General features: G+C 69.2%; 21 protein-coding genes. 11 read left to right on the top strand and 10 right to left on the bottom strand.

The genetic code is table 11. The annotated features are described in order from the left end of the window. Positions 1 to 48 precede the first annotated feature (48 nt). Genes ACZ6Z4_RS21825 through ACZ6Z4_RS21810 form a run of 4 tightly spaced genes read left to right on the top strand, consistent with a single transcriptional unit; the run spans position 49 to position 5,700 of the window. Positions 49 to 1,011, top strand: a complete 963-nt coding sequence (locus tag ACZ6Z4_RS21825) for a carbohydrate ABC transporter permease (RefSeq protein ID WP_465567317.1) — start codon at positions 49 to 51, stop codon at positions 1,009 to 1,011. Beyond that, the gene (locus ACZ6Z4_RS21820; protein ID WP_363665847.1) at positions 1,011 to 1,859 is read left to right on the top strand and encodes a carbohydrate ABC transporter permease; all 849 of its coding nucleotides are present in this window, start codon (positions 1,011 to 1,013) and stop codon (positions 1,857 to 1,859) included. Before ACZ6Z4_RS21825 ends, ACZ6Z4_RS21820 begins: the two co-directional genes overlap by 1 nt. An 18-nt stretch (positions 1,860 to 1,877) precedes the next feature. Beyond that, entirely contained in the window at positions 1,878 to 3,188 is a 1,311-nt protein-coding gene (locus ACZ6Z4_RS21815; protein ID WP_465567313.1) for an ABC transporter substrate-binding protein, read from the top strand. 7 nt (positions 3,189 to 3,195) lie between these two features. After that, positions 3,196 to 5,700, top strand: coding sequence for a hypothetical protein (locus ACZ6Z4_RS21810; RefSeq protein ID WP_465567309.1), 2,505 nt, complete (start codon positions 3,196 to 3,198; stop codon positions 5,698 to 5,700). A gap of 80 nt (positions 5,701 to 5,780) precedes the next feature. On the opposite strand, the gene ACZ6Z4_RS21805 is transcribed toward ACZ6Z4_RS21810, so the two are convergent. After that, a complete protein-coding gene (locus ACZ6Z4_RS21805; protein ID WP_465567305.1) occupies positions 5,781 to 7,424 on the bottom strand; it encodes an acyltransferase in 1,644 nt (547 codons plus the stop codon). A 97-nt stretch (positions 7,425 to 7,521) separates the two neighbouring features. Here ACZ6Z4_RS21805 and ACZ6Z4_RS21800 point away from each other — a divergent pair, with 97 nt between their 5' ends. The 4 genes from ACZ6Z4_RS21800 to ACZ6Z4_RS21785 all read left to right on the top strand — a co-directional run bounded on the left by ACZ6Z4_RS21800 (position 7,522) and on the right by ACZ6Z4_RS21785 (position 12,023). Then, the gene (locus ACZ6Z4_RS21800; RefSeq protein WP_465567302.1) at positions 7,522 to 8,595 is read left to right on the top strand and encodes a LacI family DNA-binding transcriptional regulator; all 1,074 of its coding nucleotides are present in this window, start codon (positions 7,522 to 7,524) and stop codon (positions 8,593 to 8,595) included. Positions 8,596 to 8,806: 211 nt separating this feature from the next. Further along, positions 8,807 to 10,123 (top strand): ABC transporter substrate-binding protein, encoded by a 1,317-nt coding sequence (locus tag ACZ6Z4_RS21795; RefSeq protein WP_363665857.1) that lies wholly within the window; start codon positions 8,807 to 8,809, stop codon positions 10,121 to 10,123. Between the two features lie 87 nt (positions 10,124 to 10,210). Then, complete coding sequence (locus ACZ6Z4_RS21790) at positions 10,211 to 11,191, top strand: carbohydrate ABC transporter permease (RefSeq protein WP_465567297.1); 981 nt, start codon at positions 10,211 to 10,213, stop codon at positions 11,189 to 11,191. Further along, complete coding sequence (locus ACZ6Z4_RS21785; protein ID WP_465567294.1) at positions 11,184 to 12,023, top strand: carbohydrate ABC transporter permease; 840 nt, start codon at positions 11,184 to 11,186, stop codon at positions 12,021 to 12,023. Before ACZ6Z4_RS21790 ends, ACZ6Z4_RS21785 begins: the two co-directional genes overlap by 8 nt. 49 nt (positions 12,024 to 12,072) lie before the next feature. Here the strand turns inward: ACZ6Z4_RS21785 and ACZ6Z4_RS21780 are convergent, their stop codons facing one another. Next, the gene (locus ACZ6Z4_RS21780) at positions 12,073 to 12,843 is read right to left on the bottom strand and encodes a hypothetical protein (protein WP_465567291.1); all 771 of its coding nucleotides are present in this window, start codon (positions 12,841 to 12,843) and stop codon (positions 12,073 to 12,075) included. A gap of 139 nt (positions 12,844 to 12,982) precedes the next feature. Between ACZ6Z4_RS21780 and trpC the strand changes: the two genes are divergently transcribed. Then, positions 12,983 to 13,759, top strand: coding sequence for an indole-3-glycerol phosphate synthase TrpC (gene trpC / locus ACZ6Z4_RS21775; protein ID WP_465567286.1), 777 nt, complete (start codon positions 12,983 to 12,985; stop codon positions 13,757 to 13,759). Here the strand turns inward: trpC and efeB are convergent. Genes efeB through thpR form a run of 4 tightly spaced genes read right to left on the bottom strand, consistent with a single transcriptional unit; the run spans position 13,752 to position 17,632 of the window. Beyond that, positions 13,752 to 15,020: an iron uptake transporter deferrochelatase/peroxidase subunit gene (efeB, locus tag ACZ6Z4_RS21770; protein ID WP_465567283.1), complete on the bottom strand. Its 1,269-nt coding sequence runs from the start codon at positions 15,018 to 15,020 to the stop codon at positions 13,752 to 13,754. The genes trpC and efeB overlap by 8 nt on opposite strands. Further along, positions 15,017 to 16,156, bottom strand: a complete 1,140-nt coding sequence (gene efeO, locus ACZ6Z4_RS21765) for an iron uptake system protein EfeO (protein ID WP_465567280.1) — start codon at positions 16,154 to 16,156, stop codon at positions 15,017 to 15,019. Before efeO ends, efeB begins: the two co-directional genes overlap by 4 nt. Positions 16,157 to 16,189: 33 nt before the next feature. After that, positions 16,190 to 17,026, bottom strand: a complete 837-nt coding sequence (efeU, locus tag ACZ6Z4_RS21760) for an iron uptake transporter permease EfeU (protein WP_465567277.1) — start codon at positions 17,024 to 17,026, stop codon at positions 16,190 to 16,192. A 42-nt stretch (positions 17,027 to 17,068) separates the two neighbouring features. Beyond that, positions 17,069 to 17,632, bottom strand: coding sequence for an RNA 2',3'-cyclic phosphodiesterase (thpR, locus tag ACZ6Z4_RS21755; protein WP_465567274.1), 564 nt, complete (start codon positions 17,630 to 17,632; stop codon positions 17,069 to 17,071). 75 nt (positions 17,633 to 17,707) lie between these two features. Between thpR and ACZ6Z4_RS21750 the strand changes: the two genes are divergently transcribed. Beyond that, the gene (locus tag ACZ6Z4_RS21750) at positions 17,708 to 18,598 is read left to right on the top strand and encodes a hypothetical protein (RefSeq protein ID WP_465567271.1); all 891 of its coding nucleotides are present in this window, start codon (positions 17,708 to 17,710) and stop codon (positions 18,596 to 18,598) included. A gap of 6 nt (positions 18,599 to 18,604) precedes the next feature. Here ACZ6Z4_RS21750 and ACZ6Z4_RS21745 read toward each other — a convergent pair whose 3' ends face one another. Beyond that, positions 18,605 to 19,732, bottom strand: coding sequence for a serine hydrolase domain-containing protein (locus ACZ6Z4_RS21745; protein ID WP_465567265.1), 1,128 nt, complete (start codon positions 19,730 to 19,732; stop codon positions 18,605 to 18,607). A gap of 37 nt (positions 19,733 to 19,769) precedes the next feature. Here ACZ6Z4_RS21745 and ACZ6Z4_RS21740 point away from each other — a divergent pair, with 37 nt between their 5' ends. Beyond that, positions 19,770 to 21,245 carry an LLM class flavin-dependent oxidoreductase gene (locus tag ACZ6Z4_RS21740; protein ID WP_465567260.1) on the top strand — a complete coding sequence of 492 codons (1,476 nt, stop codon included), beginning with the start codon at positions 19,770 to 19,772 and terminating at the stop codon, positions 21,243 to 21,245. Here ACZ6Z4_RS21740 and ACZ6Z4_RS21735 read toward each other — a convergent pair. Genes ACZ6Z4_RS21735 through ACZ6Z4_RS21725 form a run of 3 tightly spaced genes read right to left on the bottom strand, consistent with a single transcriptional unit; the run spans position 21,217 to position 24,389 of the window. Next, entirely contained in the window at positions 21,217 to 22,620 is a 1,404-nt protein-coding gene (locus ACZ6Z4_RS21735) for a mycothione reductase (RefSeq protein WP_465567257.1), read from the bottom strand. The two genes, ACZ6Z4_RS21740 and ACZ6Z4_RS21735, sit on opposite strands and share 29 nt — an antisense overlap. Positions 22,621 to 22,641: 21 nt before the next feature. After that, entirely contained in the window at positions 22,642 to 23,943 is a 1,302-nt protein-coding gene (locus ACZ6Z4_RS21730; RefSeq protein ID WP_465567252.1) for an MFS transporter, read from the bottom strand. Then, on the bottom strand, positions 23,940 to 24,389 hold the full coding sequence (locus tag ACZ6Z4_RS21725; protein WP_465567248.1) for a MarR family winged helix-turn-helix transcriptional regulator: 450 nt from the start codon (positions 24,387 to 24,389) through the stop codon (positions 23,940 to 23,942). The genes ACZ6Z4_RS21730 and ACZ6Z4_RS21725 overlap by 4 nt, the downstream gene beginning before the upstream one ends. Position 24,390: the final 1 nt, after the last annotated feature.

The raw sequence follows: 24,390 nt of genomic DNA, 5'->3' as shown, positions 1-24,390 counted from the left end.
TCCTGCCTTGTTCCGGCCGGTTTCTACACCGATGAAGAAGGAGGCCCGATGAGCACGAGTACCGAGATCTCCGCTCCGGCCGGCCGCGACCCGACGGTCGAGATCCCCGCGCCACCCGCTCCCGCGAAGCCGCGCCGACGGACCGACCGGGTCGCGTACCTGTTCCTGCTGCCGTGGTTCGTCGGGCTGGTGCTGCTCACTGCCGGGCCACTGCTCGGCTCGCTGTACCTGTCGTTCACCAAGTTCAACCTGCTCCAGCCGCCCGAGTGGAACGGCTTCGGCAACTACCTGAAGATGTTCACCGACGACCCGCGCTACCTGCAGTCGTTGAAGGTCACCTTCATCTACGTCGCGTTGACCGTCCCGCTGCAGCTCGGGTTCGCGCTGGCGGTCGCCGTTCTGCTCAACCGCCCGCTGCGCGGCATGGCTTGGTACCGGTCGATCTACTACATCCCGTCCCTGCTCGGCGGCAGCGTCGCGATCGCGGTGATCTGGGGCCAGCTCTTCGACGACGACGGTGTCCTGAACGCCTTCCTGGCATTCTTCGGCGTCGCCGGACGGAGCTGGATCTCCAACCCCGACACCGCGCTCTACACCCTGGTCCTGCTGAACATCTGGCAGTTCGGCTCGCCGATGGTGATCTTCCTGGCCGGCCTGAAACAGATCCCCCAGGAGCTGTACGACGCGGCGTCCGTCGACGGCGCGAGCGCGTGGCGCCGGTTCCGGTCGGTCACCGTACCGCTGCTGACACCGATCATCTTCTTCAACGTCGTGCTGCAGATCATCCAGGCGTTCCAGGCCTTCACCCCCGCGTACGTCGTCAGCGGCGGCAGCGGCGGCCCGTCGGACTCCACCCTCTTCTACACGCTTTACCTGTACCAGCAGGGTTTCACGAACCTGAACATGGGCTACGCCTGCGCGATGGCCTGGGTGCTGCTGCTGATCATCGCCACCTTCACGCTGATCAACTTCGGCCTGGCCCGCCGCTGGGTCTACTACGAGGACCGCTGATGAGCACACTCCAGCAAGCTCCCGTACGCCGCCGCTGGCTGGTCCACCTCGGACTGGTCGCCGGTGCGCTGGTGATGATCTACCCGCTGCTGTGGATGGTCGGCGGCTCGTTCAAGGACGAGACCGACATCTTCTCCCAGCTGAACCCTTTCCCGTCCTCGCTCGACCCGCGCAACTACGTCAGCGGCTGGACCGCCACCGATCCCACCTTCACCCGCTTCTACCTGAACTCGATGCTGATAGCGGCGCTGGCCGTGGCCGGCAACGTGATCGCCTGCACGCTGACGGCGTACGCGTTCGCCCGGCTGGAGTTCCGCGGCAAGAAGGTGTTCTTCGCGGTGATGCTCGGCTCGATCATGCTGCCGGCCCACGCGCTGCTGATCCCGCAGTACGTGCTGTTCTTCAACCTGGGCTGGGTGAACACCTACCTGCCGCTGGTGGTGCCGAAGTTCCTGGCCACCGACGCGTTCTTCATCTTCCTGATGGTCCAGTTCATCCGGACCATCCCGCGCACCCTGGACGAGGCCGCGATGATCGACGGCTGCGGCAAGGTCCGGATCTTCAGCCGCATCATCCTGCCGCTGACCGGCCCGGTGCTGATCACCACGATGATCTTCACCTTCATCTGGACCTACAACGACTTCTTCGCCCAGCTGATCTACCTGTCCTACCCCAGCAGCGAGACCGTGCCCGTCGCCCTGCGCCGGTTCGTCGACGCGACCGGCGACTCGTCGTACGGGCAGCTGCTGGCCATGTCGGTGCTGTCGCTGGTGCCGACCTTCGTCGTCTTCCTCCTCGCCCAGCGCCGCATCGTCGAGGGCATCGCCACGACCGGCCTGAAGGGCTAGCCCGAAAGGAATCCCGCCATGACCACAGACTTCAGCCGAAGGCGTTTCCTGCAGGCCGGACTCGCGGCCGGCCTGCTCGCACCGGTGCTGTCGGCCTGCAACCTCGACCCCGCGGCCAAGGAGGCCAAGGAGTCGGTCCGGTTCAGCAGCTACGGCGACCCGACCAAGCTCGGCCTGCGCGGCAAGCTCGCCGACCAGTACACCTCCAGCCACCCGAACGTGAAGATGGTCTTCGAGGGCACCGCCACCGCGGAGTACTGGGACAAACTGGCCACCCAGATGGCCGGCGGCAACGCGCCCGACGTGATCAACATCGACATCGCCCGGATCGGCCAGTACGGCGCGGCCGGCGCCCTGCAGTCGCTGCAGAAGTACATCCCCGACACCATCGACGCGACGCCGTTCGACAAGAACCTGCTCAGCCAGGGCCAGCTCAAGGGCGAGCAGTTCGGCATCCCGGTCGCGATGGGCGCCTACAGCATGGGGTACGACGTGACCGTGCTCGACCAGCTCGGGCTGGCGCACCCGCAGGAGACCTGGACCTGGGACGACTACGCCAAGCTGGCCAACGAGGTCCGGCAGAAGTCGGGCAAGAAGATCTACGGCTCCGAGGACCCGAGCGGCGACGCGACGTCGTTGCAGATCTTCCTGCGGGGCAAGGGCGAGGAGCTGTACCAGGACGGCACGCTCGCGTTCACCGAGGACACGCTGACCGAGTGGTTCGAGTACTGGGCCGCGCTGCGTTCCAGCGGCGGAACGATCCCGGCCGACATCGCCGCCCAGGCCGTGTACGGCGACTGGCCGACGCTGCCGCTGGTCAAGAAGCAGGCGGCGCTCGGCCACATCCACACGCCGAACCTCAAGGGCGGCTTCCAGGACCTGACCGACCACACCATCGACATCACGCTGCCGCCGCGCTACACCAAGGGCGGCAAGTGCGGGACATTCCCGGCGCCCAGCAGCTACCTGTCACTGAACGCCAAGAGCCAGCGCGCGGACGACGCCGCCGCGTTCATCAACTGGTTCACCAACGGCGAGGAGGCCGCGAAGACGCTGCGGCTGATCAGCGGGCCGCCGGCCTCGGCCACCGGTCGCGACGTGCTGCTGAAGGGCAGCGACCTGTCGGCCAGCGAGAAGCAGGTGCTGGCCTACACCGACCTGGCGCTGAAGAACGCCTTCGCTCCCCCGCAGGCCAGTCCGGCCGCGTCCACCGCGGTCGGCGACCTGCTGCTGAAGACCAGTCAGGACATCGCGTTCAACAAGATCTCGATCAAGCAGGGCGTGCCGAAGTTCGTGGCCGACGCCCGCAAGACCCTCGACGGCAAGTAGGAGCCGCATGCCTGTCACCAGGAACGAAACCAACCCTGTCACCTCCGGCCCGGTCGTCACCTGGGCCACCGAGCAGCTCGACCAGACGCGGACCGCCGCCACGATCCGGCTGGCGACGCCCGACGAGTTCCCCGGCGCGGACCTCGCGGCCGTGCCGGAGGCGTACGCCGTACTGCGCGACGGTGCCGAGATCGTTGTCGTGAGCAACGACGAGATCGGGTTCCGGTGCGCGCTGCTGGAGCTGGCCGACCGCGCCGCCGCGGGCGACGACCTGGCCGGTACGACGCCGTTCGCGGAGCAGCCCGCGGTCCCGGTCCGCGGTGTGGTCCGGTCGTTCTCCAGCGTGGACGAGGACCTGTCCTGGTTCCACGACCGGCAGTTCTGGACCGAGTACCTGACCTGGATGGCCGCGTGCCGGTTCAACCGGTTCCACCTCGCGCTCGGCATGCAGTACAACTACGGCGCCGACCGGCACGGCGCCACCGACAACTACCTGTGCTTCGTCTACCCGTTCCTCTTCGACGTCGACGGGTACGACGTCAGCGTCGGCGGAATCACCGAGCCCGAGCGGCGACGCAACCTGGAGACGCTGCGATTCGTCGCGGCCGAGAGCAAGCGCCGCGGGCTGAAGTTCCAGCTCGGTCTGTGGAACCACGCCTACGACTACGGCCGCGACTCCGTGCACCGGTTCCCGGTCCACGGCGTCGGCCCGAACAACCACGCGGCGTACAGCAAGGCCGGGATCGCGAAGCTGCTGGCCGAGGTGCCGGACATCGACGGGCTGACCTTCCGGGTCCACTACGAGGGCGGGATCCCGGACGCGCAGCACGAGATCTTCTGGCGGGCCGTCTTCGAGGGCGCGAACTCGGCCGGGCGGCCGCTGGAGATCGACATGCACGCCAAGGGCGTCGACCAGGCGTTGCTGGACGCGGTCGACCTGCCGAACCTGTCCCCCGTGCTGTCCGCGAAGTACTGGGCCGAGCACGTCGGGCTGCCGTACCACCAGGCGTCGATCCGGGCCCGGGAGACGGCCAAGCCGATCCCGGCCGGGCACGAGATGAAGGGGATCACCGAGTTCTCCCGCCGGTTCACCCGGTACGGGTACGGCGACTTCCTGCGCGAGGACCGGACGGTCGACCTGATGTTCCGGATCTGGCCGGGGACGCAGAAGCTGTTGCTGTGGGGCGATCCGGCGATCGCTGCCGGGTACGGGCGGCTGGCCACGTTCGGTGGCTCTCGCGGGGTCGACCTGTGCGAGCCGCTGTTCTTCAAGGGCCGCCACGGGAGCGGCCATCAGGGCAGGCGGGATCCGTACGTCCGCGACGATCTGCGGCTGCCCGGCAACCGGGAGTGGACCAAGTACCGCTACAGCTACCTGCTGTGGGGCCGGCTGCAGTACAACCCCGACGCGGCGTCCGAGACCTGGCAGCGCCACCTACGGGCGACGTACGGCGAAGCGGCGGCGGATGTGGAGAGCGCACTGAGCTCACTGAGCCGAATCCTGCCGCTGGTGACTGTCGTGCACGGCGTCGGCGGGTCGAACAACGGCTACTGGCCGGAGGTCTACCTGAACCTGCCGATCTCCTCGCGGCTGCACTCGCAGCACTACGCCGGGGACACCGACGCCCCGGCCAACTGGGGTGGCGTCAGCCCGTTCGACCCGACGACGTTCTACGGCATCGACGAGTACGTCGCGGCTCGGGCCGCCGGCAACGTCTCCGCGAAGTACACGCCGCTGGAGGTCGCCGCCTGGATCGAGCAGCTCACTGCTGACGGCGAGAAGGCGCTGGAGAGGGCTGAGCAGGTAGCGGACCGGACGGACGCGCAGGTACGGCGTACGGTCATCGACGCGCAGGTGCTGGTCCGGCTGGGCCGGTTCTTCGCCGGGAAGTTCCAGGCGGCGGTCGACTACTCCAGCTACCGGGCGACTGGTGAGGTGGAGTCGCTGAAGGCAGCGCTGGACCGCTACCGGGTGGCACGGGACGCGTACGCCGAGATCCCGGCGCTGGTCGCGGGGGTCTACCAGCGGGACCTGCGGTTCGGCATCGAGGCCTCCGAGCACGGGCACTGGGCGGACCGGGTGCCGGACATCGACGCGGACCTGGCTGCGCTCACCGCCGAACTGGACGAAGCAGCAGGCACTCAGGCGCACTCCTCGCTGCAGCCTGTCGTGGCTCGGCCGGACACGACAGGCGTCAAGCACGTGGTACCGGAGGCGTTCGAGCGTGGGCAGGCACTGGTGCTGGCGCTGGAGGCTCCCGGGGCCGCCGGTGCGACGCTGCACTACCGCCACGTGGACCAGTCGGAGGCGTGGCAGGAGACACCGATGGAGGCGGCCGGGGAGACGTTCACCGGTACGGTCCCGGCTGAATACACCGCGTCGACGTACCCGCTGATGTACTTCTTCAGCCTCCGGCACGAGGACGGTGGACAGGCGCTGCACCCGGGCCTGGCCGAGGACCTGTCGAGCCAGCCGTACCACGTGCTGCGCTCCGGCAAGGTCAGCGAATGAGCGCGGCCACCACCACGATGGCGACAAGGGCCAGCAGTACGACAGAGGTGACGAGCCGTCGGGTCCGGGGGTCCACCGGCTCAGGCTAGTAGATGACCCCCGGGCGGCGTGACCAGCGGGTCCGGCCGGTGCACCCCACGCGGCTGGTAGCCGAGGGGCTCCGCGGTACCGAGGTAGTCGGCGAGCAGCCAGATGATGGCCAGCCACATCTCGGTGCCCTGGAGCCCCGGCACCGACCGGTCGTCGCTGCCGTCCGGGGCGAAGGCGAAGCCCTCGCCGTCGACCCAGCGGGTCAGGATGCCGTCCAACATCCCTGCCGCCCAGCGCTCGCCTTCCGCACGCCCGTACGCCGTCTGCTGGCCGGCCAGCCAAAGGGGGTGGATGACGTCGAGCACGTTGCAGGCGTTGTAGCCGTCGCCGGAGAAGACCGCCCGGTCCTGGGCGTGGGTGAGCACGGTCCGGATCGCCTGCTCGGGATACGGCAGCGGGAGGCCGAACTGGGCGTAGGTGCCGCGGGTGAGGCGGTAGAAGCCGTTGACGACCTGGAGCCAGCCGTCGTCGGGGTGGTGGTTGCCCCAGGCGCCGGTCGCCGGGTCGGCGCGGGTGGTGAGCCAGCCGAAGGTGGTGAAGAACGCGTCGCCGGGGTCTTCGCCGTGGTCGTGGAGGTTGCGGGCCATCGCGGTGCCGAGGGCGTCCAGGCCGTTGCCTGCGCTCCAGGCGTTCCTTGCCCAGGGCAACGCGTCGAGGCGCTGGGTGAGATCGGAAGGGAGGGCGATCGGGTGCTCGAAGCTGCTGCCGAGGAGCTGGAGGGCGTAGCCGACGCAGAGGATGTGGTAGCTGGCCGGGCCTTCGAGGACGTCGAGGCCGGTGAAGTCGGGCTTGTCGTCGGCGGCGAGGTCGCCGGGGGCGACCAGGCCGGTCGCCGGGTCCTGGCGGGAGCGGAGGCGGCGGATCAGGTCGTCGGCGGTGTGGCCCTCCGGCGTACGGCGGAGGAGGAGGTCGGAGATCTCGATCGCGTCGCACCAGGGGCGGATCGCGGGCTCGGCGGGGACGCCGGGGCGGTCGATGAAGCGGGTGCCGTCGTAGCAGCGCGAGAGAAGGTCGCCGACCTGGTCGCGAGCGCGAGAGGCAAAAGCAGAAAGTCTTTCAGAGGAGATGGCAGGAGTTCTTGCAGGGTGACGGCGGTCTCGGATGACTTTTGCTGGGTTGCCTGCGGCTACCGACCACGCCGGCACGTCCTTGGTGACGACCGCTCCGGCTCCGATGATCGAGTGCGGGCCGATCGTCACGCCGTCCAGGACGATCGCGTTCGAGCCGATCCAGACGTCGTCGCCGACGGTGATGCCGCGGGCGGTGTGCGGCTGGCGGAAGATCGGCTGGTCGGTGCGCTCGCTGCCGTGGTTGAACGCCAGCAGCGACGCGTGCGCGCCGATCCGGACGCCGTCGCCGATCGTGATCTTGCCGCGGACCACGGCGTACGGGTTGACGGTGGAGTCGGCGCCGATGCTGATCTCGCCGGTGACGTAGCTGCTCGCGGCCAGGTACGACCGCTCCCCCATGCGGAGTTCGTCACAGTAGACGGCGGCCGTCGGCGCGACGTACACGTCGGCCGCCAGCTCGACCCGGCCGGTCAGCTGCTGCTGGTGTTCGGCCTGCTCGGCCCGCTGTTGCGCGGACGCGCGACCGGCGTACTCCCAGGGCAGGAAGTCCATGCGCTCAACCATGGGATAACGCTATCCACAACGCGCGGCCGCCGCCGGACGACGGCCTGTCGGTGAGACGCGCTGCTACTCTCCCCGACATGCGGGGCGGGAGACTCAGATGACCTTGGACAGCGATCAGGCCGCCGGCGACAGCCCGGCGGGCGGTGCCGTTCGCCCGGGCCGCCGGGTCACGATCAGCGATCTGGCCCGGCGCCTGGACATCTCGAAGGCGTCGGTCTCGTACGCGCTGAACGGCCGGTCCGGCGTCAGCGAGGAGACCCGGCGCCGGGTGCTCGAGCTGGCCGAGGAGCTCGGCTTCCACCCGAACTCGGCCGCCGTCGCGCTGTCGGCGAGCCGGACCCGGACGATCGGCATCGTGATCGCCCGCGACCCCGAGCTGATCTCCACCGAAGCGTTCTACATGCGCACGCTGGTCGGCATCGAGCAGTACCTGAACGAGGTCGACTCCTCGCTGCTGCTGCGGCTCACCGGTGAGCACGGCGAGGACCTGGACGTGCTGCGGCGCTGGAGCCGGCAGGGCCGGGTCGACGGGTTCATCCTGTTCGACGAGCACCACGACGACCCGCGGATCACGCTGCTCAAGGAGCTGGGCGTGCCGGGTGTCGTGGTCAGCTCCAACGCGCCCGACGACGGTGTCGGCCGGCTGATCAGCTCGCCGGAGGAGACCGTGGTGCTGCTGCTCGACCACCTGGTCGAGCTGGGCCACCGCGACATCGCCCACGTCAGCGGGCCGTTCCACTTCGTGCACGAGCAGCTCCGCGTGCAGCTGCTCCAGGAGCACGCCGTACGCCGTGGCATCCGCGTGCGGCACCACGAGGGCAGCTACCGGTACGAGGACGGCGCCGACATCACCCGGCAGGTGCTGACCGACAGCGACCGGCCGACCGCGCTGGTGCTCGGCAACGACCTGATGGCCGTGGCGGCGCTGCGGGTGGCCACCGAGCTCGGCACCGTCGTACCGGACGAGCTGTCGATCGTGGCCTGGGACGACTCGCCGCTGTGCGAGCTGGCCCGGCCGGGGATCACCGCGGTCGACCAGCAGACGATGGAGCGCGGCCGCGCGGCCGCCGACCTGCTGTTCCGGATCGCCGCCGGCGACTCCGAGCTGCATGTGGAGGCTCCCGGCGGGGTACTGCGGACCCGCGAGTCGAGCGCGCGAGCGCCGTACTAGACCAAAACCGCAACATCGCTGCAACCATAAGCTGCGCACTCGTGCGCGAAGCTGCGGATAACCCGCAGCCGGTTCCGTTCTGGTCACGGAGCAGTAACGAACGCGACCCGACTGAACCGGTTAGGGTTTACCAACTTAACCGGTTAGGCCACTATGGCCGGACCAGCCTCCGCTCTCCTGCCGGAGGCTCGATGGGACGAGGGAGTCCGACGTGAGACTGCGTTCGCTTGTAGCCGCAGTAGCGGTGTCCGCCCTGGGAATCAGCCTGGCCGCCTGTGGTGGCAGCGACTCCGGTGATTCCTCCGGCGGTGGTGGCGGCGACGCCACGCTGACCTACTGGGCCAGCAACCAGGGAACCAGCCTGGACAACGACAAGCAGGTCCTGACCCCGGTGCTGGAGAAGTTCACCCAGGAGACCGGTGTGAAGGTCAACCTGGAGGTGATCGGCTGGAACGACCTGCAGACCCGGATCCAGACCGCGATCACCTCCGGCCAGGCGCCCGACGTGGTCAACATCGGCAACACCTGGGCCGCCTCGCTGCAGGCGACCGACGCGTTCCTGCCGTTCGACGGCGACGCGATGACCGCGATCGGTGGCAAGGACAAGTTCGTGCCGACGGCTCTGGCGACCGGCGGCAAGGAAGGCACCGACCCGACGTCGGTCCCGCTCTACGGTCTGGCCTACGGCCTGTACTACAACAAGGCGATGTTCGCCGCGGCCGGCCTGCAGCCGCCGAAGACCTGGGAGGAGATGGTCAGCGCCGCGCAGAAGCTGACTGTCCCGGCCAAGAAGCAGTGGGGCATGGCGCTGGCGGCCGGCAGCTACACCGAGAACGTGCACTTCGCGTTCATCAACGCCGCGCAGAACAAGGCCGACTGGTTCGACGCCGACGGCAAGCCGACCTTCACCGGTGACGGCAACGTCCAGGGCGTGCTGCGCTACCTCGACCTGATGCAGAAGGACAAGGTCGCCAACCCGGCCAACGCGCAGTACGACAACGGCACCAAGTCGGTGAACGACTTCGCGACCAAGAAGGTCGCGATGGTGATCAACCAGAACAACGCCGATTCCTCGATCGTCGCCAACGGCATGAAGGCCGGCGAGTACGGCGTCGTGCCGTTCCCGTCGCCGAGCGGTGGCGAGCAGGTCGCCAGCCACGTGGCCGGGATCAACCTGTCGATCTTCAAGAACACCAAGAACAAGGACGCGGCGCTGAAGTTCGTCAAGTACATGACGGACGCGCAGACCCAGACGACGCTGGGCAAGCCGTTCAGCTCGCTGCCGGTGCTGAAGGACGCCAAGCCGGTGTTCACCACGGACGCGGCCGAGGCGGCCACGTTCCAGGACGTCTACAACACCAAGTCCAAGCCGCTGCCGCTGGTGCCGGCCGAGGACCAGTTCGAGTCGACCGTGGGCAAGGCGATGAACGCCATGTTCGCCAAGATCGCCACCGGTGGGACGGTGTCCGCCGACGACGTGAAGGCCGCTCTGCAGACCGCCCAGGACCAGGTGGCCGCGAGCAGCTGACGTAGCGACCAGTGGCCCGGGTGATCGTGCCCGGGCCACTGCCCACGTCAGCCCACCAGCACCCAGAAGACAGGAGGCGACCCCGAGATGTCCGTCGCCACACAGGACGCGACGCCGGCCGCCGCGACACCTGCCAAGAAGAAGAAGCAACGCGGTCTCGAGCACCGGCCCGGTCTGAACCGGTGGCTTCCGTACCTGCTGCTGGCGCCCGCGGTGCTGGCCGAACTGCTGATCCACATCATCCCGATGATCGTCGGGATCTGGATGAGCTTCGTGAAACTGACCAAGTTCTTCATCGCGAACTGGTCCGCCGCCCCGAGCGCCGGGCTCGGCAACTACAAGGTCGCCCTCGACTTCAACAACGCCGTCGGTGAGGGCCTGCTGAAGTCGTTCGGCGTCACGGTCGTCTTCTCGCTCGTCACCGTCGCGCTGTCCTGGCTGCTCGGGATGGCCGCCGCGGTCGCGCTGCAGCCGCCGTTCCGCGGCCGCGGGCTGCTCCGGACGATGTTCCTGGTGCCGTACGCGCTCCCGGCGTACGCCGGGATCCTGACCTGGAACTTCATGCTCCAGCGCGACACCGGCGCCGTGAACCACGTGCTCGAGCAGCTGCACCTCAGCGACGGGACGACGTTCTGGCTGATCGGCGGCAACGCGCTGGTCTCGCTGATCGTGGTCGCCACCTGGAAGCTGTGGACGTTCGCGTTCCTCACCCTGATGGCCGGGCTGCAGAGCATTCCCGGCGACCTGTACGAGGCCGCGTCGGTCGACGGCGCCGGCAACATCCGGCAGTGGCGCAACATCACGCTGCCGTCGCTGCGGCCGGTGAACCTGGTGCTCGTGCTGGTGCTGTTCCTGTGGACGTTCAGCGACTTCAACACGCCGTACGTGCTGTTCGGTACGGCGCAGCCGCCCGCCGGTGACCTGATCACCTTCCACATCTACAACGCCTCGTTCCTGACCTGGAACTTCGGGACCGGGGCCGCGATGTCGGTGCTGCTGCTGATCTTCCTGATGATCGTCACCGGCATCTACCTGTTCGTCACCGGAAGGAGGTCGCGCCGTGCGTGAGACCCAGGGCTTCAAGATCTACCGCGGTGTCGTGCTGGTCGTGCTCGGCCTGTTCGTGCTGGTGCCGCTGTACGTGATGATCACGTCGTCGCTGAAACCGCTGAAGGACGTCCAGGGCGCGTTCACCTGGTGGCCGTCGAACCTGACCTTCGCGCCGTTCATCGACATGTGGAAGACGGTGCCGCTGGCCCGGTACTTCGTGAACTCGACGATCGTGTCGGTGGCCGCGACGGTGTTCTCGGTGGTGCTGGCGATTCTGGCCGCGTTCGCGGTGTCACGGTTCAAGTTCCGCGGCCGGACGGTCTTCACCACCACGGTGCTGTCGACGCAGATGTTCCCGGGCGTGCTGTTCCTGCTGCCGTTGTTCCTGATCTTCGTGAACATCAACAACGGGCTCGGCGTCCAGCTGGTCGGGACGCGGCTCGGGCTGATCATCACCTACCTGACGTTCAGCCTGCCGTTCTCGATCTGGATGCTGGCCGGGTACTTCGACAGCATCCCGCGCGAGCTCGACGAGGCGGCGATGGTCGACGGGTGCGGGCCGATGGGCGCACTGTGGCGCGTCGTGCTGCCGGCCGCCCGGCCGGGGGTGATCGCGGTGGCGATCTACTCGTTCATGACCGCCTGGGGAGAAGTGCTGTTCGCGTCGGTGATGACGACCGAGGCGAACCGGACGCTGTCGGTCGGTCTGCGGCAGTACTCGACGCAGACCAACATCTACTGGAACCAGATCATGGCCGCTGCCCTGGTGGTCAGCATCCCCGTCGTGATCGGCTTCCTGCTCGCCCAGCGGCACTTCGTCGCCGGCGTCACCGCGGGTGCGGTGAAGTAGTCCGTACGTCGTTGCGCCCGGCCCCTTCACGGGTGCCGGGCGCAACCTTTTACTCGAACGCCGACGCGGCGTAGACCGTGACCGAGGTCGAGAAGCTGGAGCTGGCGCGAGCGCCGCGGCCGACGGTCGCTCCGCTGTAGCCGTGGATCGAGAGCCGGAAGACGCCGTACCGGGCCTCCTTGACCGCACTCGGGCCGCCGTTGGGCTGGCCGGCGTGCTGGTTGGTGAAGGCCGTGATCTGCTGCCGGACCCCCGCGTCGAAGACCGCCAGCGGGAGGACGCCGGGCAGACCGGCCTTCAGCGTCGCGAACGCCTGGCCCGGTCCCTGCGGGAACTCGCCCTTGCCGGTGGCCCGGCCGCCGACGTCGACGCTCTCGACGAAGCCCTTGTTGGAGTACGCGCGGTCGATCCCGATCTCGAGGTTGCCCTTGTCGCACTCGATCCCGAGCACCCGGTCCTCTTTGCAGGTGTACCCCTTGGACTTGAGCGTGTTCACGAGTCCGGTGACCGTCACGCCGGGGAAGCAGCCCTTGCAGACCGGCGGCCCGCTCGGGCTGGGCTTGGCGCTCGGGCTGTCGGCGGCCGTCGGGCTGCCGCTCGGCACCGACGGCGACTCGTCGACCGGCCGGGTCGTGGCCGGTCCCGGGATCGCGTCCGCGGGGTCGTCGTCACGGCCGCCGATCAGGACGATCGCGGTGCCGATCACGGCGAGCACGCCGACGATGCCGACCACGATCAGCCCGCCGCGGGACTTCCGGGCCGGCGGGGGCGGCGGCGGCGCGGGGTAGCCGCCGTACTGGGGTCCGTAGTTGTTGGCCACGGCACGGACTCTAGGGTCACGCCGGTTCATTTGCGTCCTGCTGCAAAGGTCGGCGCGTCGAGTTCCTGCCACGGCGGGTTGGTTGCCGCAGGCATCGGCGTACGGTGGACGGTGGGAGCGACCACGGGAGGACGACGCGATGAGCGTGCTGGACGGGATTCTGGACGGGGTCCGCGAGGACCTGGCCGAACGGCAGCGGCAAGTGCCGCTGGACGAGCTGAAGGCGCGGGTCGCCGATCTGCCCCCGGCGCTCGACCCGCTGCCGGGGTTCCGGGCCGACGGGGTGTCGATCATCGCGGAGGTCAAGCGCAAGAGCCCGAGCAAGGGTGAGCTGGCCGGCATCCCCGACCCGGCGGGCCTCGCGGCCCGGTACGCCGACGGCGGTGCCGCGGCGATCAGCGTGCTGACCGAGCAGCGCCGGTTCGGCGGGTCGCTGGCCGACCTGACCGCGGTCCGCGCGCGGGTCGGCGTACCGGTGCTGCGCAAGGACTTCATCGTCGAGGAGTACCAGCTGTGGGAGGCGCGCGCGTTCGGCGCGGACCTCGCGCTGCTGATGGTCGTCTCGCTGGACGACGCCCTGCTCGGCGACCTGATCGGGCTGGCCGGCGAGCTCGGGTTGACGCCGCTGGTCGAGTCGCACTCCCTGGAGGAGCTGGAGCGCGCCGCTGCCACCGGCGCTCAGGTGCTCGGCGTCAACGCCCGCGACCTGACCACGCTGCAGGTCGACCGGACCGTGTTCCAGAAGCTCGCGCCGCACATCCCCGCCGACCGCGTGAAGGTCGCCGAGTCCGGCGTCGCCGGGCCGGAGGACGTCGCGGAGTACCGGGACTGGGGCGCGGACGTCGTACTGGTCGGCGAGGCCCTGGTGAAGTCCGGCGACCCCGCCGACGCCGTACGGAAGTTCCGGGCTAGCTGAAGAGCTTCTCGCCCCAGAACGAGCCCGCCGGTACGCCGCCTGGGCAGGCGAAGATGCCGGAGCCGACGTGGCGGATGTACTCGTTCATCACGTCGGAGCGGGCCAGCTGGTTCTGGATCGGGATGAACTGCTTGCGCGGATCACGCTGGTAGGCCAGGAAGAACAGACCGGCGTCCAGGCGGCCGAGGCCGTCCGAACCGTCGACGAAGTTGTAGCCGCGGCGGAGCAGCTCGGCGCCGTTGTTGAACTGCGGGTGCGCGAGCCGGATGTGCGCGTCGGTGGCGACCTTCGGCTCGCCGTCGGCGGTCTTCGCGGTGAAGTCGATCGCGTCGAACTCGTCGGACTTGCCCAGCGGAGAGCCGGTGCCCTTGCCGCGGCCGACGATCATCTCCTGCTCGCTGAGCGGCGTCCGGTCCCAGGTCTCGATCGTCATCCGGATCCGGCGCGAGACCAGGTACGAGCCGCCGACCATCCACTCCGGACCGTCCTCGGGCTGCACCCAGAGCTGGTCCTCGAGCTTCGCGGTGTCCTCGAGCTTGAGGTTGTTGGTGCCGTCCTTGAAGCCGAACAGGTTGCGCGGCGTGGTCTGCGCGCGCGAGGTCGACGACGTGCGTCCGAAGCCGAGCTGGGAGTAGCGGACGGCCGTCGTACCGAAGCCGATCCGGGCCAGGTTGCGGATCGCGTGCACTGCGACCTGCGGGTCGTCCGAGCAGGCCTGTACGGCGATGTCGCCGCCGCTGCGGGCCGGGTCGAGGTTGTCGCCGATGAAGTGCGGGAGGTCGACCAGGGCCTGCGGGCGCTTGGCTTTCAGGCCGAAACGGTCGTTGCCCTTGGCATCCTGGAAGAAGCTCGGACCGAACCCGATGGTCAGGGTGAGCCGCGCCGGCGGGAGGCCGACCGCCTCACCGGTGTCCTCCGGCGGCGCCTCGGCCGGGCCGTTCACCGCGCCGTACTGACCGATGTCGCGGCCGGCGGTGATCAGCGCGGCGGCGGCCGTCCACTCCTTGAGGAGCGAGATGACGGCGTCGCGCTTGTCGGTGGTGACGTCGAAGGTCGCGAAGTGCAGCCGGTCCTGCGCCGGGGTGACGATGCCGGCCTGGTGCTTGCCGTAGAACTCCACCGGGCCGGTGGAGTCCGCCGCGTGCGACTCCTCTTGACTCACCACTGAATGAGCCGCATATCCGGCGACTCCAGTGGCGACGGCGGCTCCCGCCGCGCCGAACAGGCCGCGGCGGGAGAGGCCCTTCTTCGGCTCACTCATTTCTTGGCGATGACTCCGGCGACCTTGCTGACCGGCTCGGCCAGCGCGTCGACCACGGTGGCCAGCGCCTTCCGCTCGTCGGCGGTCGGCTGGTACGGCTTGAAACCGTCGCCCACGCGGTACTTGTCGACGGCCGCGAAGACCGCCTTGAAGTTCGTGTCCAGCGTGGTCACCAGCGCGGCGTCGCGCTGCTGCAGGGCCGGGCGGAGCGCCTGGATCGCGGCCTGCGAACCCTCGACGTTGGCCTGGAAGTCCCACAGGTCGGTGTGCGAGTAGCGGTCCTCCTCACCGGTGATCTTGCCGGTGGCGACCTCGTCCAGCAGCTCCTTGGCGCCGTTGGCCAGCTGCAGCGGGTTCAGCTGCACGGTCTTGGCCTTCGCGACCACCGTCTTCACGTCGACGAGCAGCTGGTCGGCGTACTTGGCCATGCCGGCGGTGGAGTTCTTCTCCCACAGCGCCTGCTCGATCCGGTGGTACCCGGTCCACTCGGTGCCCGGCTCGACGTCGTTCACGCGGGCGTCGATCTTCGGGTCCAGGTCGCCGAACGACTCCGCGACCGGCTCGATCCGCTCCCAGTACGTACGGGAGACGGGGAACAGCGCCTTGGCCTTGGCGACGTCACCGGCCTTGACCGCGTTGACGAAGTCGGTGGTCTTCTCCTCCAGCGCGACGGCCTGGGAGTTGACGTAGCGCTGGTAGCTGACGGTGGCGTCCTTGAGCGCGGTGTCGGTGTCGACCTGCGCGGCCGCGTCACCGGTGACGGTCAGGTCGCCGCGGATGCCGTCGCCGATCATGCCCGGCTTGCAGACCGCCTGGTACTTGCCGGTCGGCAACTCGACGATCAGGTCGCGCTTCAGGCCCGGGCCGATGTTCTCGACCTCGCCCATCACCCGGTCGCCCTCGGCGTACACGTAGAACTCGGTGACCTTGCTGCCGCCGTTGGAGACCGAGAACGTGCTGGTCCCGGACTTCACGTCGCGGCGGCTCAGCTCGCAGCCGTCGTCGGAGGCCTGCACCGCGACCGGCCCGGTGGCGTCGCCGGGCGCGGCGGCCGGGGTGTCCTCGGCACAGCCGGTGAGGGCGGCCAGCAGCAGTACGGCGCCGGCTGCGAGGCCTCGGCGGGTGGTCGTGTTCATGCGCGTTCCTTGTCGACGGACGGGTGGTGAGGTTCAGGCTTGGGCGGGGACCGCGGGCGGCGCCGGCGTCTGCTTGACCGGGCGGAGGTACAGCACCAGCACCGGGACCAGGTAGACCAGCCAGGCGGTCAGCTCGATCACGGTCGGCGACGGGTTGAAGTTGAAGATCCCCTTCAGCACCACGCCGTACCAGCTGTCCGGCGGGATGATGTGGGAGATGTCGAAGGCGAGCGTCTGCAGGCCGGGCAGGATGCCGGCCTCCTGCAGGTCGTGGAAGCCGTAGGCGAAGATGCCGGCCGCGACGAGGATCAGCAGTGCGCCGGTCCAGTTGAAGAAGACGCCGAGGTTGATCTTGATCGCGCCGCGGTAGATCGCGAAGCCGAGGCCGACCGCGGTGGCCAGACCGAGCAGCACACCGACGAACGGCGTCGCGGTGGTCGCGGTGGCGGCCGAGGCGTAGACGATGAACGCGGTCTCGATGCCCTCGCGGAAGACCGCCAGGAAGGCGAGCACGACGACCGCGGCCGGACCGACCTCGAGGGCCGCGCCCATCCGCTCGCGCAGCTCGCGGGCGATGCTGCGCGACGCCTTGCGCATCCAGAAGATCATCCAGGTGACGAAACCGACCGCGACGATCGACATCACGCCGCCGATGGTCTCCTGGGTGGTGAAGGACTTGGCGGTCAGCGAGGTGATGAACTGCAGCAGCGCCCAGCCGGCGACCGCGACGGCGACCGCCGCGGCCACACCGGCCCAGACCAGCTTGAGCCGGTCCTTGTGCCCCGACTTCACCAGGAAGGTGGCCAGGATGCTGACCACCAGGGATGCCTCCAGTCCCTCACGCAGTCCGATGAGGTAATTGGCGAGCATGGCGGTACTCCTGGAGCTTAGGTATGTCTAACCTTCGGAAGGCTAACCTAAGAAATCCCATTCGCCTACTGTGTCGTACGCCGCACCGTGGCTCGGCCCCTCACCGAGACGCGACGAGATCAGCCGCAGACTCTCCGCGGTCCAGGCGGGCCCCTGGTACTCGTCGAAGATCCGCACCCAGCGCACCACGTCCACGGGCTGGCGCATTCTCGCCAGTGTCAGGTGCGGCGTGAACTTCCGCCCGTCCACGGTCACCCCGGCCTTGTTGGCCGCCGACCGCGTCGTCATCGCCAGGTGCTTGAGCGAGTCGGTCCCGTCCTCGACCCCCGTCCACAGCACCCGCGCGTTCGGTACGCCGGGAAACGCCCCCGACCCCCGCAGCCGCAGGTCGAACGGCTTCTGCCGCTTCGCGGCCCGCTCGAGCCCCTCCCCCAGATCATCGGTCTTCCACTCCGGCACCTCCCCCAGGAACGCGAGGGTGATGTGCCAGGTCTCGTCACTCGCCCACCGAACATCCTCGTCAGGATGCGCCCGACGAGGCTCCACGAACTCACTCAGATGCTCGACAACCTCCACCGGCGGCACAACAGCCACGAACAATCGCATGAACCAAGCCTAAGGCCGGGCTCGGACAGTGCATCCTTGTTCCATGACCACTGGATCGGATCTCTCCACCACCGCGTGACCGGCCGACTCCGCCCCTGGGCACGACTGCCCGAGCGGTACGCACCGGACGATGTCCTGGCCGCCTGCATCGACCATCGGGGTCGCCTGGTTGCACTGATCGCCGAAGGCGTGGCCCGCGGGTCCGCCAGTACGCCGTACGACGCGCGGATCGTGGCAGTGGAAGCCTCGGGGCAGACCACCGAGCTGGCGATCGAGCAGCTCGCGTTCAGGTGGCCGCTGGTCGACGCGCTGGACGACGGCTTCGTCCTCGCCGACGCCCGTAACCGCCCGCTCGACGGGCACAACCTGAGGGTCGTCGACGCCACCGGGGGCACCCGCGCCAGCTTCTCCGTCGGCGATGCCCTCGAGCATCTGCTGGTCGATCCCGGCGGCGACATCTGGACCGCGTACTTCGACGAGGGTGAGCTGCAGGTTCCTGGGAGCGACCGGCTGGTCTGTCCTGCCGGGCTCGCTCGGTGGCGCTCGGACGGTGAGCTCGCCTGGCTGGCGGATGGCGACGGGATCGACTGGCTCGACTGCTACGCGCTCAACGTCGGGCGAGAGCGGGCCTGGGCGTGCCCGTACACGATGTTTCCGCTCGTGGCGCTCGACCGGAACGGCGTTCTGGACGTCACGCCGTCGCCCGTCCGGGGAGCTCGGGGGCTGCTGATCGCCGGGGACACGGTCGCTTACCTGGGCGGGTACACCGATCTGCGGGCCAGCGGGCAGTTCACGATCAGCCTGGCTCAGGTCGCCGACGGCCGGTTGGCGACGGTTGGCACGGCGCGGCTGACGATGCCGGACGGGCGTGTGCCGGAGGGACAGCCTCGTCAGGTGGTGTGCCGGGACGATCGTGCGTACCTGTGCTTCGGTGACTGGAGCGAGTGGTTCGTGCTGGAGCTCTGACTCGGGTCAGACAGTCGCCGCGTGTTTCCAGAAGTCCTGGAGGTAGGTGGCGGGGACCGGGCTGTCCATCGCGACCTGGGTGAGGAGGATCGTTGTGGTGTTGGTGGTGGGGACGATGTGGGCGGAGGTGCCGGTGCCGCCGACCCAGCCGTAGCGGCCGGTGGGATCGACTGAGCCGCCGTAGCCCCAGCCCTGGTCCTGGTCGAGGAAGAGATCGGCGGTACGGCGGGTGGCGGGAGTGGTGTGGTCGGTGAGCATTTGGTGGATGGCGTGTTCGGAGAGCAGGCGGTGGCCGGATGGGGTGGTGCCGTTGGACAGGAGCATGCGGGTGAAGGTGAGGTAGTCGGTGGCTGTGCCGGTGAGGCCGCCGGACGGTAGGGGGAAGGGCGATGGGGTGGACCACTGGCCGGTGGGTGGGTCGGCTAGTTCCAGACCTGACTGGGTGTTGCGGTAGTACGACGTGAAGCGGGTGAGCTTTTCGGGTGGGACCACGAAGGCGGTGTCGACCATCTGGAGGGGGGCCAGGAGGCGGGTCGACAGGAAGTCGGCGTACGGGCGGCCGGAGGCTCGGGTGACGAGGATGCCTTGGAGGGTGGAGCAGGTGTCGTAGAGCCAGGCTTCGCCGGGGTGGTGGAGGAGGGGGATGCGGGACAGGGCCGCGATCCAGTCGTCTTCGGGGAGGAAGGACTGGATTTCCCGGCCGTCCTTCTGGACCTCGAAGAGGGCTTGCACGGCGGGGAGGGAGAAGTCCGAGGCGAAGCCGTAGCCGGCTTGCGAGGTGAGCAGGTCCTCGACGGTGATCGGGCGGTTGGCCGGTACGACGTCGTCGACGGGGCTGGTCGGCGTACGGACGACCACCGGGTCGGCCAGCTCGGGGAGCCATTCGGCGACGGGGGCGTCGAGGGTGAGGGTGCCGTCGTCGACGAGCAGCATCACCGCGGCGGCGGTGAGTGGTTTGGTGAGCGAGGCGATGCGGAAGATCGCGTCGTCGGTCATCGGGGCCTGGGACTCGAGGTCCATCGCGCCGACGGCGGCCCGGTCGAGGATCTGGTCGCCGCGGGCGATCAGGGCGACGGCGCCGGGGATCGCGCCGGAGGCGACGTGCTGGGAGAGCAGCTGCTGCAGATCACTCATCACACCACTCAAGCACCAGGGCGGGGCACACTGAAGTATGGACGAGCGGAAGTTGCCTTCGCCGTGTGTGGTGGTGCTGGTGGGGCCGGGGGCTTCGGGGAAGTCGACGTGGGCCGCGGAGCGGTTCGCGGCCGAGCTCGTGGTGTCCAGTGATCGGCTGCGGGCATTGGTGGGCGCCGGGGAGGACGATCTCGCGGCCAGTGCTGATGCGTTCGCGTTGCTGGAGCAGGTGGTGCGGCAGCGGATCGGGCGGCGGTTGACGACCGTGATCGACACGCTCGGGACGGATCGGGAGCGGCGGCTCGGGTGGCTGGCGCTGGCTCGGGAGTACGGCGTGCCGTGCGTGGCGGTGGCGTTCGATACGCCGGCCGCCGAGTGCCGGCGGCGGAACCGGGAGCGGCTGAAGCGGATTCCGGCCGATGCGCTGACGGCGCAGTTGAAGAGCTGGAGCGTGGCGAAGAAGGAGCTTCCCGAGGACGGGTTCGACGAGGTCCTGCAAGCGGAGGTAGGGGTTCGGGTAGTGCCTGAGGTGTTTGCTCAGGCACAAGGTCAGCAGATTGAAGCACCGCGTGGGCTGCGGTTCGGGCTGCAGATCTCCAGCTACACGCACAAGGGCGGGCGCAAGACCACCGGCGAGTGGATCCGGCAGGTCGGCGTACGGGCCGAGGCCGCGGGGTTCGACGCGATCTACGTGATGGACCACTTCCGGCAGATCCCGCAGGTCGGGCGGGCCTGGGAGGACTTCCTCGAGAGCTGGACGACGCTCGCCTACCTGGCGGCCTGCACCGAGCGGGTCCGGCTCGGGACGCTGGTCAGCGGGATCACCTACCGCAACGTCGCGCACCTTGGGAAGATCGTCGCGACGCTCGACGTGCTGAGCGGCGGGCGGGCGGTCTGCGGCGTCGGGCTCGGGTGGTTCGAGGCGGAGCACAAGGCGTACGGGTGGGAGTTCCCGCCGGTGAGTGAGCGGTACGCGTTGCTGGAGGACGCGGTGCAGCTGCTCCCGGCGATGTGGGGAGCGGGCAACAAACCCTTCAGGGGCAAGGTTCTCGACGTCCCCGATACGACGTGCTACCCGCGGCCGTTGCAGGAGCGCGTCCCGGTGCTGGTCGGTGGGAGCGGGCTGCGAACGCTACGACTGGCCGCCCGGTACGCCGACGCGGCGAACGTGTTCGGCACCGCGGAGCAGGTGCGCGCGAAGGCGACGTACCTGCGGGAGCGGAGGCGGCAGATCGAGCTGACGCATCTGTCGACGACGCTGATCGGCCGGGACCAGCGCGAGGTCGATGCCTTGGTCAACCAACTGCGGCCGCGGAACCAGGACCCGGCGAAGTACGCCGCGGCGGTGAACGCGGGGACGGTCGCCGATCAGGTGAGTCGCTTCCGCGCGCTGGCCGAGGCCGGCGCCGCCGAGGTGATGTTCAGCCTGCCCGACCTGGACGACGACCTGAGCCCGCTCGACGCCGCCGAGGTGATCGCGGCCTTCAGCTCTTCTGCTCCAGTGGCAGGTTGAGCAGCGCGTTCTCGATCAGCTCCGGCAGCGCCGGATGGATCCAGTACTGCCCGCGCGCCATGCTCGCAGCGTCCAGCCCGAAGCTCATCGCCTGGATCAGCGGCTGCAGGATCGAGCTCGCCTGCGGGCCGATGATGTGGGCCCCGAGCAACAACCCGGTCTTCGGGTCGGCGAGCAGCTTCGCGAAACCCGTCGTGTTCTCCATCGCCCACCCGTACGCGATCCCCGCGTAGTCGGCGCGGCCCACGACGTACGGGACGCCCTGCTCGACGGCCTCCTCCTCGGTCAGCCCGACCGACGCGACCTGCGGCGACCCGAAGACCGCCGACGGGACGTAGCGGTGGTCGGACTCGATCGGCGCGTCCGGATTCAGCAGGTTGTGCTGGACGACGCGGGCCTCGTGGTTGGCGACGTGCTTGAGCTGGTACTTCGACGACAGGTCGCCGAGCGCGTAGATCCCGTCGACGACGGTCTGCTGGTACGCGTCCACGACGACCCGCTCGTCCTCGTCGACGGTGACACCGGTCGCGGGCAGGTCGAGCAGGTCGGAGTTCGGCCGGCGGCCGATCGCGATCAGCACCTCGTCGACCACGATCTCGTCGCGGCCGCCCGGGCTCAGCGTCTCCAGCGCGATCGCGCCGTCGTCGAGCCGGCGGGCGCTGACCGTGTCGTGGTTCAGCCGGACGTCGTACGCCGCGGAGGCGAGCTCGGTGTACCGGGTCGCGATCTCGGTGTCCTCGTGGCGCAGCAGCAGCCCGGAGCGCGCGACCAGCGTCACCTCGACGCCGAGCGAGCTGAACACGTGCGCGAACTCGGCCGCGACGAACCCGCTGCCGATGATCCCGAGCCGGGCCGGCAGCTCGCCGAGCCGCATCACCGTGTCGGACGTGTGGTATCCGACCTCGGCCAGGCCGGGCACGAAGGGGATGTTCGGCCGGCTCCCGGCGGCCAGCACGAACCGGTCGGCGGTGATCACCCGGACCGAGCCGTCCGGCGCGGTCACCGACAGCTCCTTGACGCCGGTGTAGCGCCCGGTGCCGTGGTACACGGTGACGTTCGCGTTGTCGGCGTGGTGCTCGCGGTACTCCTGACCGCCGGCCGCGATCGGGTCGATCCGGCCGAAGACCCGGTCCCGGATCTCCGGCCAGCGGACGCCGGTCAGCTCCTCGTCGACGCCGAAGCGCGAGCTGTACGACGGGGTCTTGGCCAGGTCGGCGGTGTGCACGAACATCTTGGTCGGGATGCAGCCGACGTTCAGGCAGGTGCCGCCGAAGACGCCGCGCTCGACGATCGCCGTCTTCAGGTCCGCGAACCGCGGGTCGAGGATCGAGTTCCCGGAGCCGGTGCCGACGATCACCAAGTCGTAATGAGTCACAGCCTCATTGTGGCTGAAGGCTCAAGCGACCTTGGGGTTGGTCTCCACTGTCGCCTTGTCGGCGAGCAGCTCGGTCTGCGGCAGCACCTCGAGCCGCGGCCTGGGCAGCAGCCGGGGCCGGATCGCCAGACCGCGGCGCCGGGAGAAGTAGATCACCGACGCGGTGGTCCCGATCACGGTCAGCGCGCCGCCGACGATCAGCGACCAGCGGGCGCCGAACTCCTGCCCGACCCAGCCGATGAACGGCGAACCGATCGGGGTCCCGCCCATCAGGACCGTCATGTAGAGCGCCATCACCCGGCCGCGCATGGTCGGCTCGATGCTCAGCTGCATGGTCGCGTTGGCCGCGGTCAGCATCGTCAGCGAGGCGAACCCGACCAGCGGCAGCACCGCGGCGTACGTGAAGTAGTTCGGCATCAGGCCGCTGACCACGACGGCGATCCCGAAGACCAGCGCGGAGCCGATCACCAGCCGGGCCCGGACCCGGACCCGCCGGGCGGCCAGCAGCGCACCGGCCAGCGAACCGATCGCCAGCACCGAGCCGAGGATGCCGAACTCCCCCGCGCCCTTGCCGAACGCCTGGGTCGCCATCAGCGCCGAGGTGAGCTGGAAGTTCAGCCCGAAGGTCCCGGCGAAGAACACCGCGACCAGCACCATCATCAGGTCCGGCCGGCGCCACAGGTAGCGCATGCCGTCGCGGATCATGCCCTTCTCGCGGGCGGCCGGCTTCGGCGAGTGCAGCTCGCCGACCCGCATCATCCGCAGCGAGATGATCACCGCGGCGTAGGTGAAGCCGTTGATCATGATCACCGGGCCGGTGCCGATCCAGTGGATCAGCAGGCCGGCCAGCGCCGGGCCGAGCAGCCGGGCGGCGTTGAAGGAGGCCGAGTTCAGCCCGACGGCGTTGGCGAGCTCGTCGCGGCCGACCATCTCCACCACGAAGGCCTGCCGGGTCGGCGCGTCGAACGCCGTCCCGACGCCGAACAGCAGGGCGAGCAGGTAGACGTGCCACGCCTCGACCACGCCGGTCACGGTGAGCGTGCCGAGCACCAGCGCCACGGCGCCCATGAAGAACTGGGTGACGGTCAGGACGAGTCGCTTGGGGAAGCGGTCGGCCACCAGGCCGGCGTACGGGCCGAAGAGCAGGGCGGGCAGGAACTGCAGGCCGGTGACGATGCCGAGCGCCGTCCCGGAGTGGGTCAGCTCCAGGACCAGCCAGTCCTGGGCCACGCGCTGCATCCAGGTGCCGACGTTGGAGACGATGGCACCGGTGGCGTACAGGCGGAAGTTACGGACCCGGAAGGCCCGGAAGGTGGGGCTCACGAGCCCGCCAGTCGTTCGAGTACAGGGGCTGCCTTACGCAGGATGTCGCGCTCCTCGGGGGTCAGTTTCTTCAGCTTGGTCTGCAGCCACTCGTCGCGGCGCCGGCGGTTGGCGCGCAGCAGGGCGTGCGCGGCGTCGGTCAGCTCGACGACGATCTGGCGCTTGTCGGTGGGGTGCGGGCGGCGGACCACCAGGCCCGCCTCCTCCATGTTCGACACGATCCGCGTCATCGACGGGGGCTTGACCTGCTCGTGCGCGGCCAGCTCACCGACGGTCATCGCGTCGTGCTTGCCGAGCGCACCGAGGACGCCGAGCTGGTTCGCGGTCAGGTCGTGCCCGTCCTCGCGCTGCCGCCGGATCTGCCGGGACAGCCGCAGGGTGGACGACCGCAACGCGCTGGCCAGCCCCACGTCGCTCTTCACCTGCTGGGCGACGATCTCGGGCATG

The organism is Kribbella sp. NPDC104740, from assembly GCF_055583505.1.
This window is presented reverse-complemented; position numbering and strand designations above follow the sequence as displayed.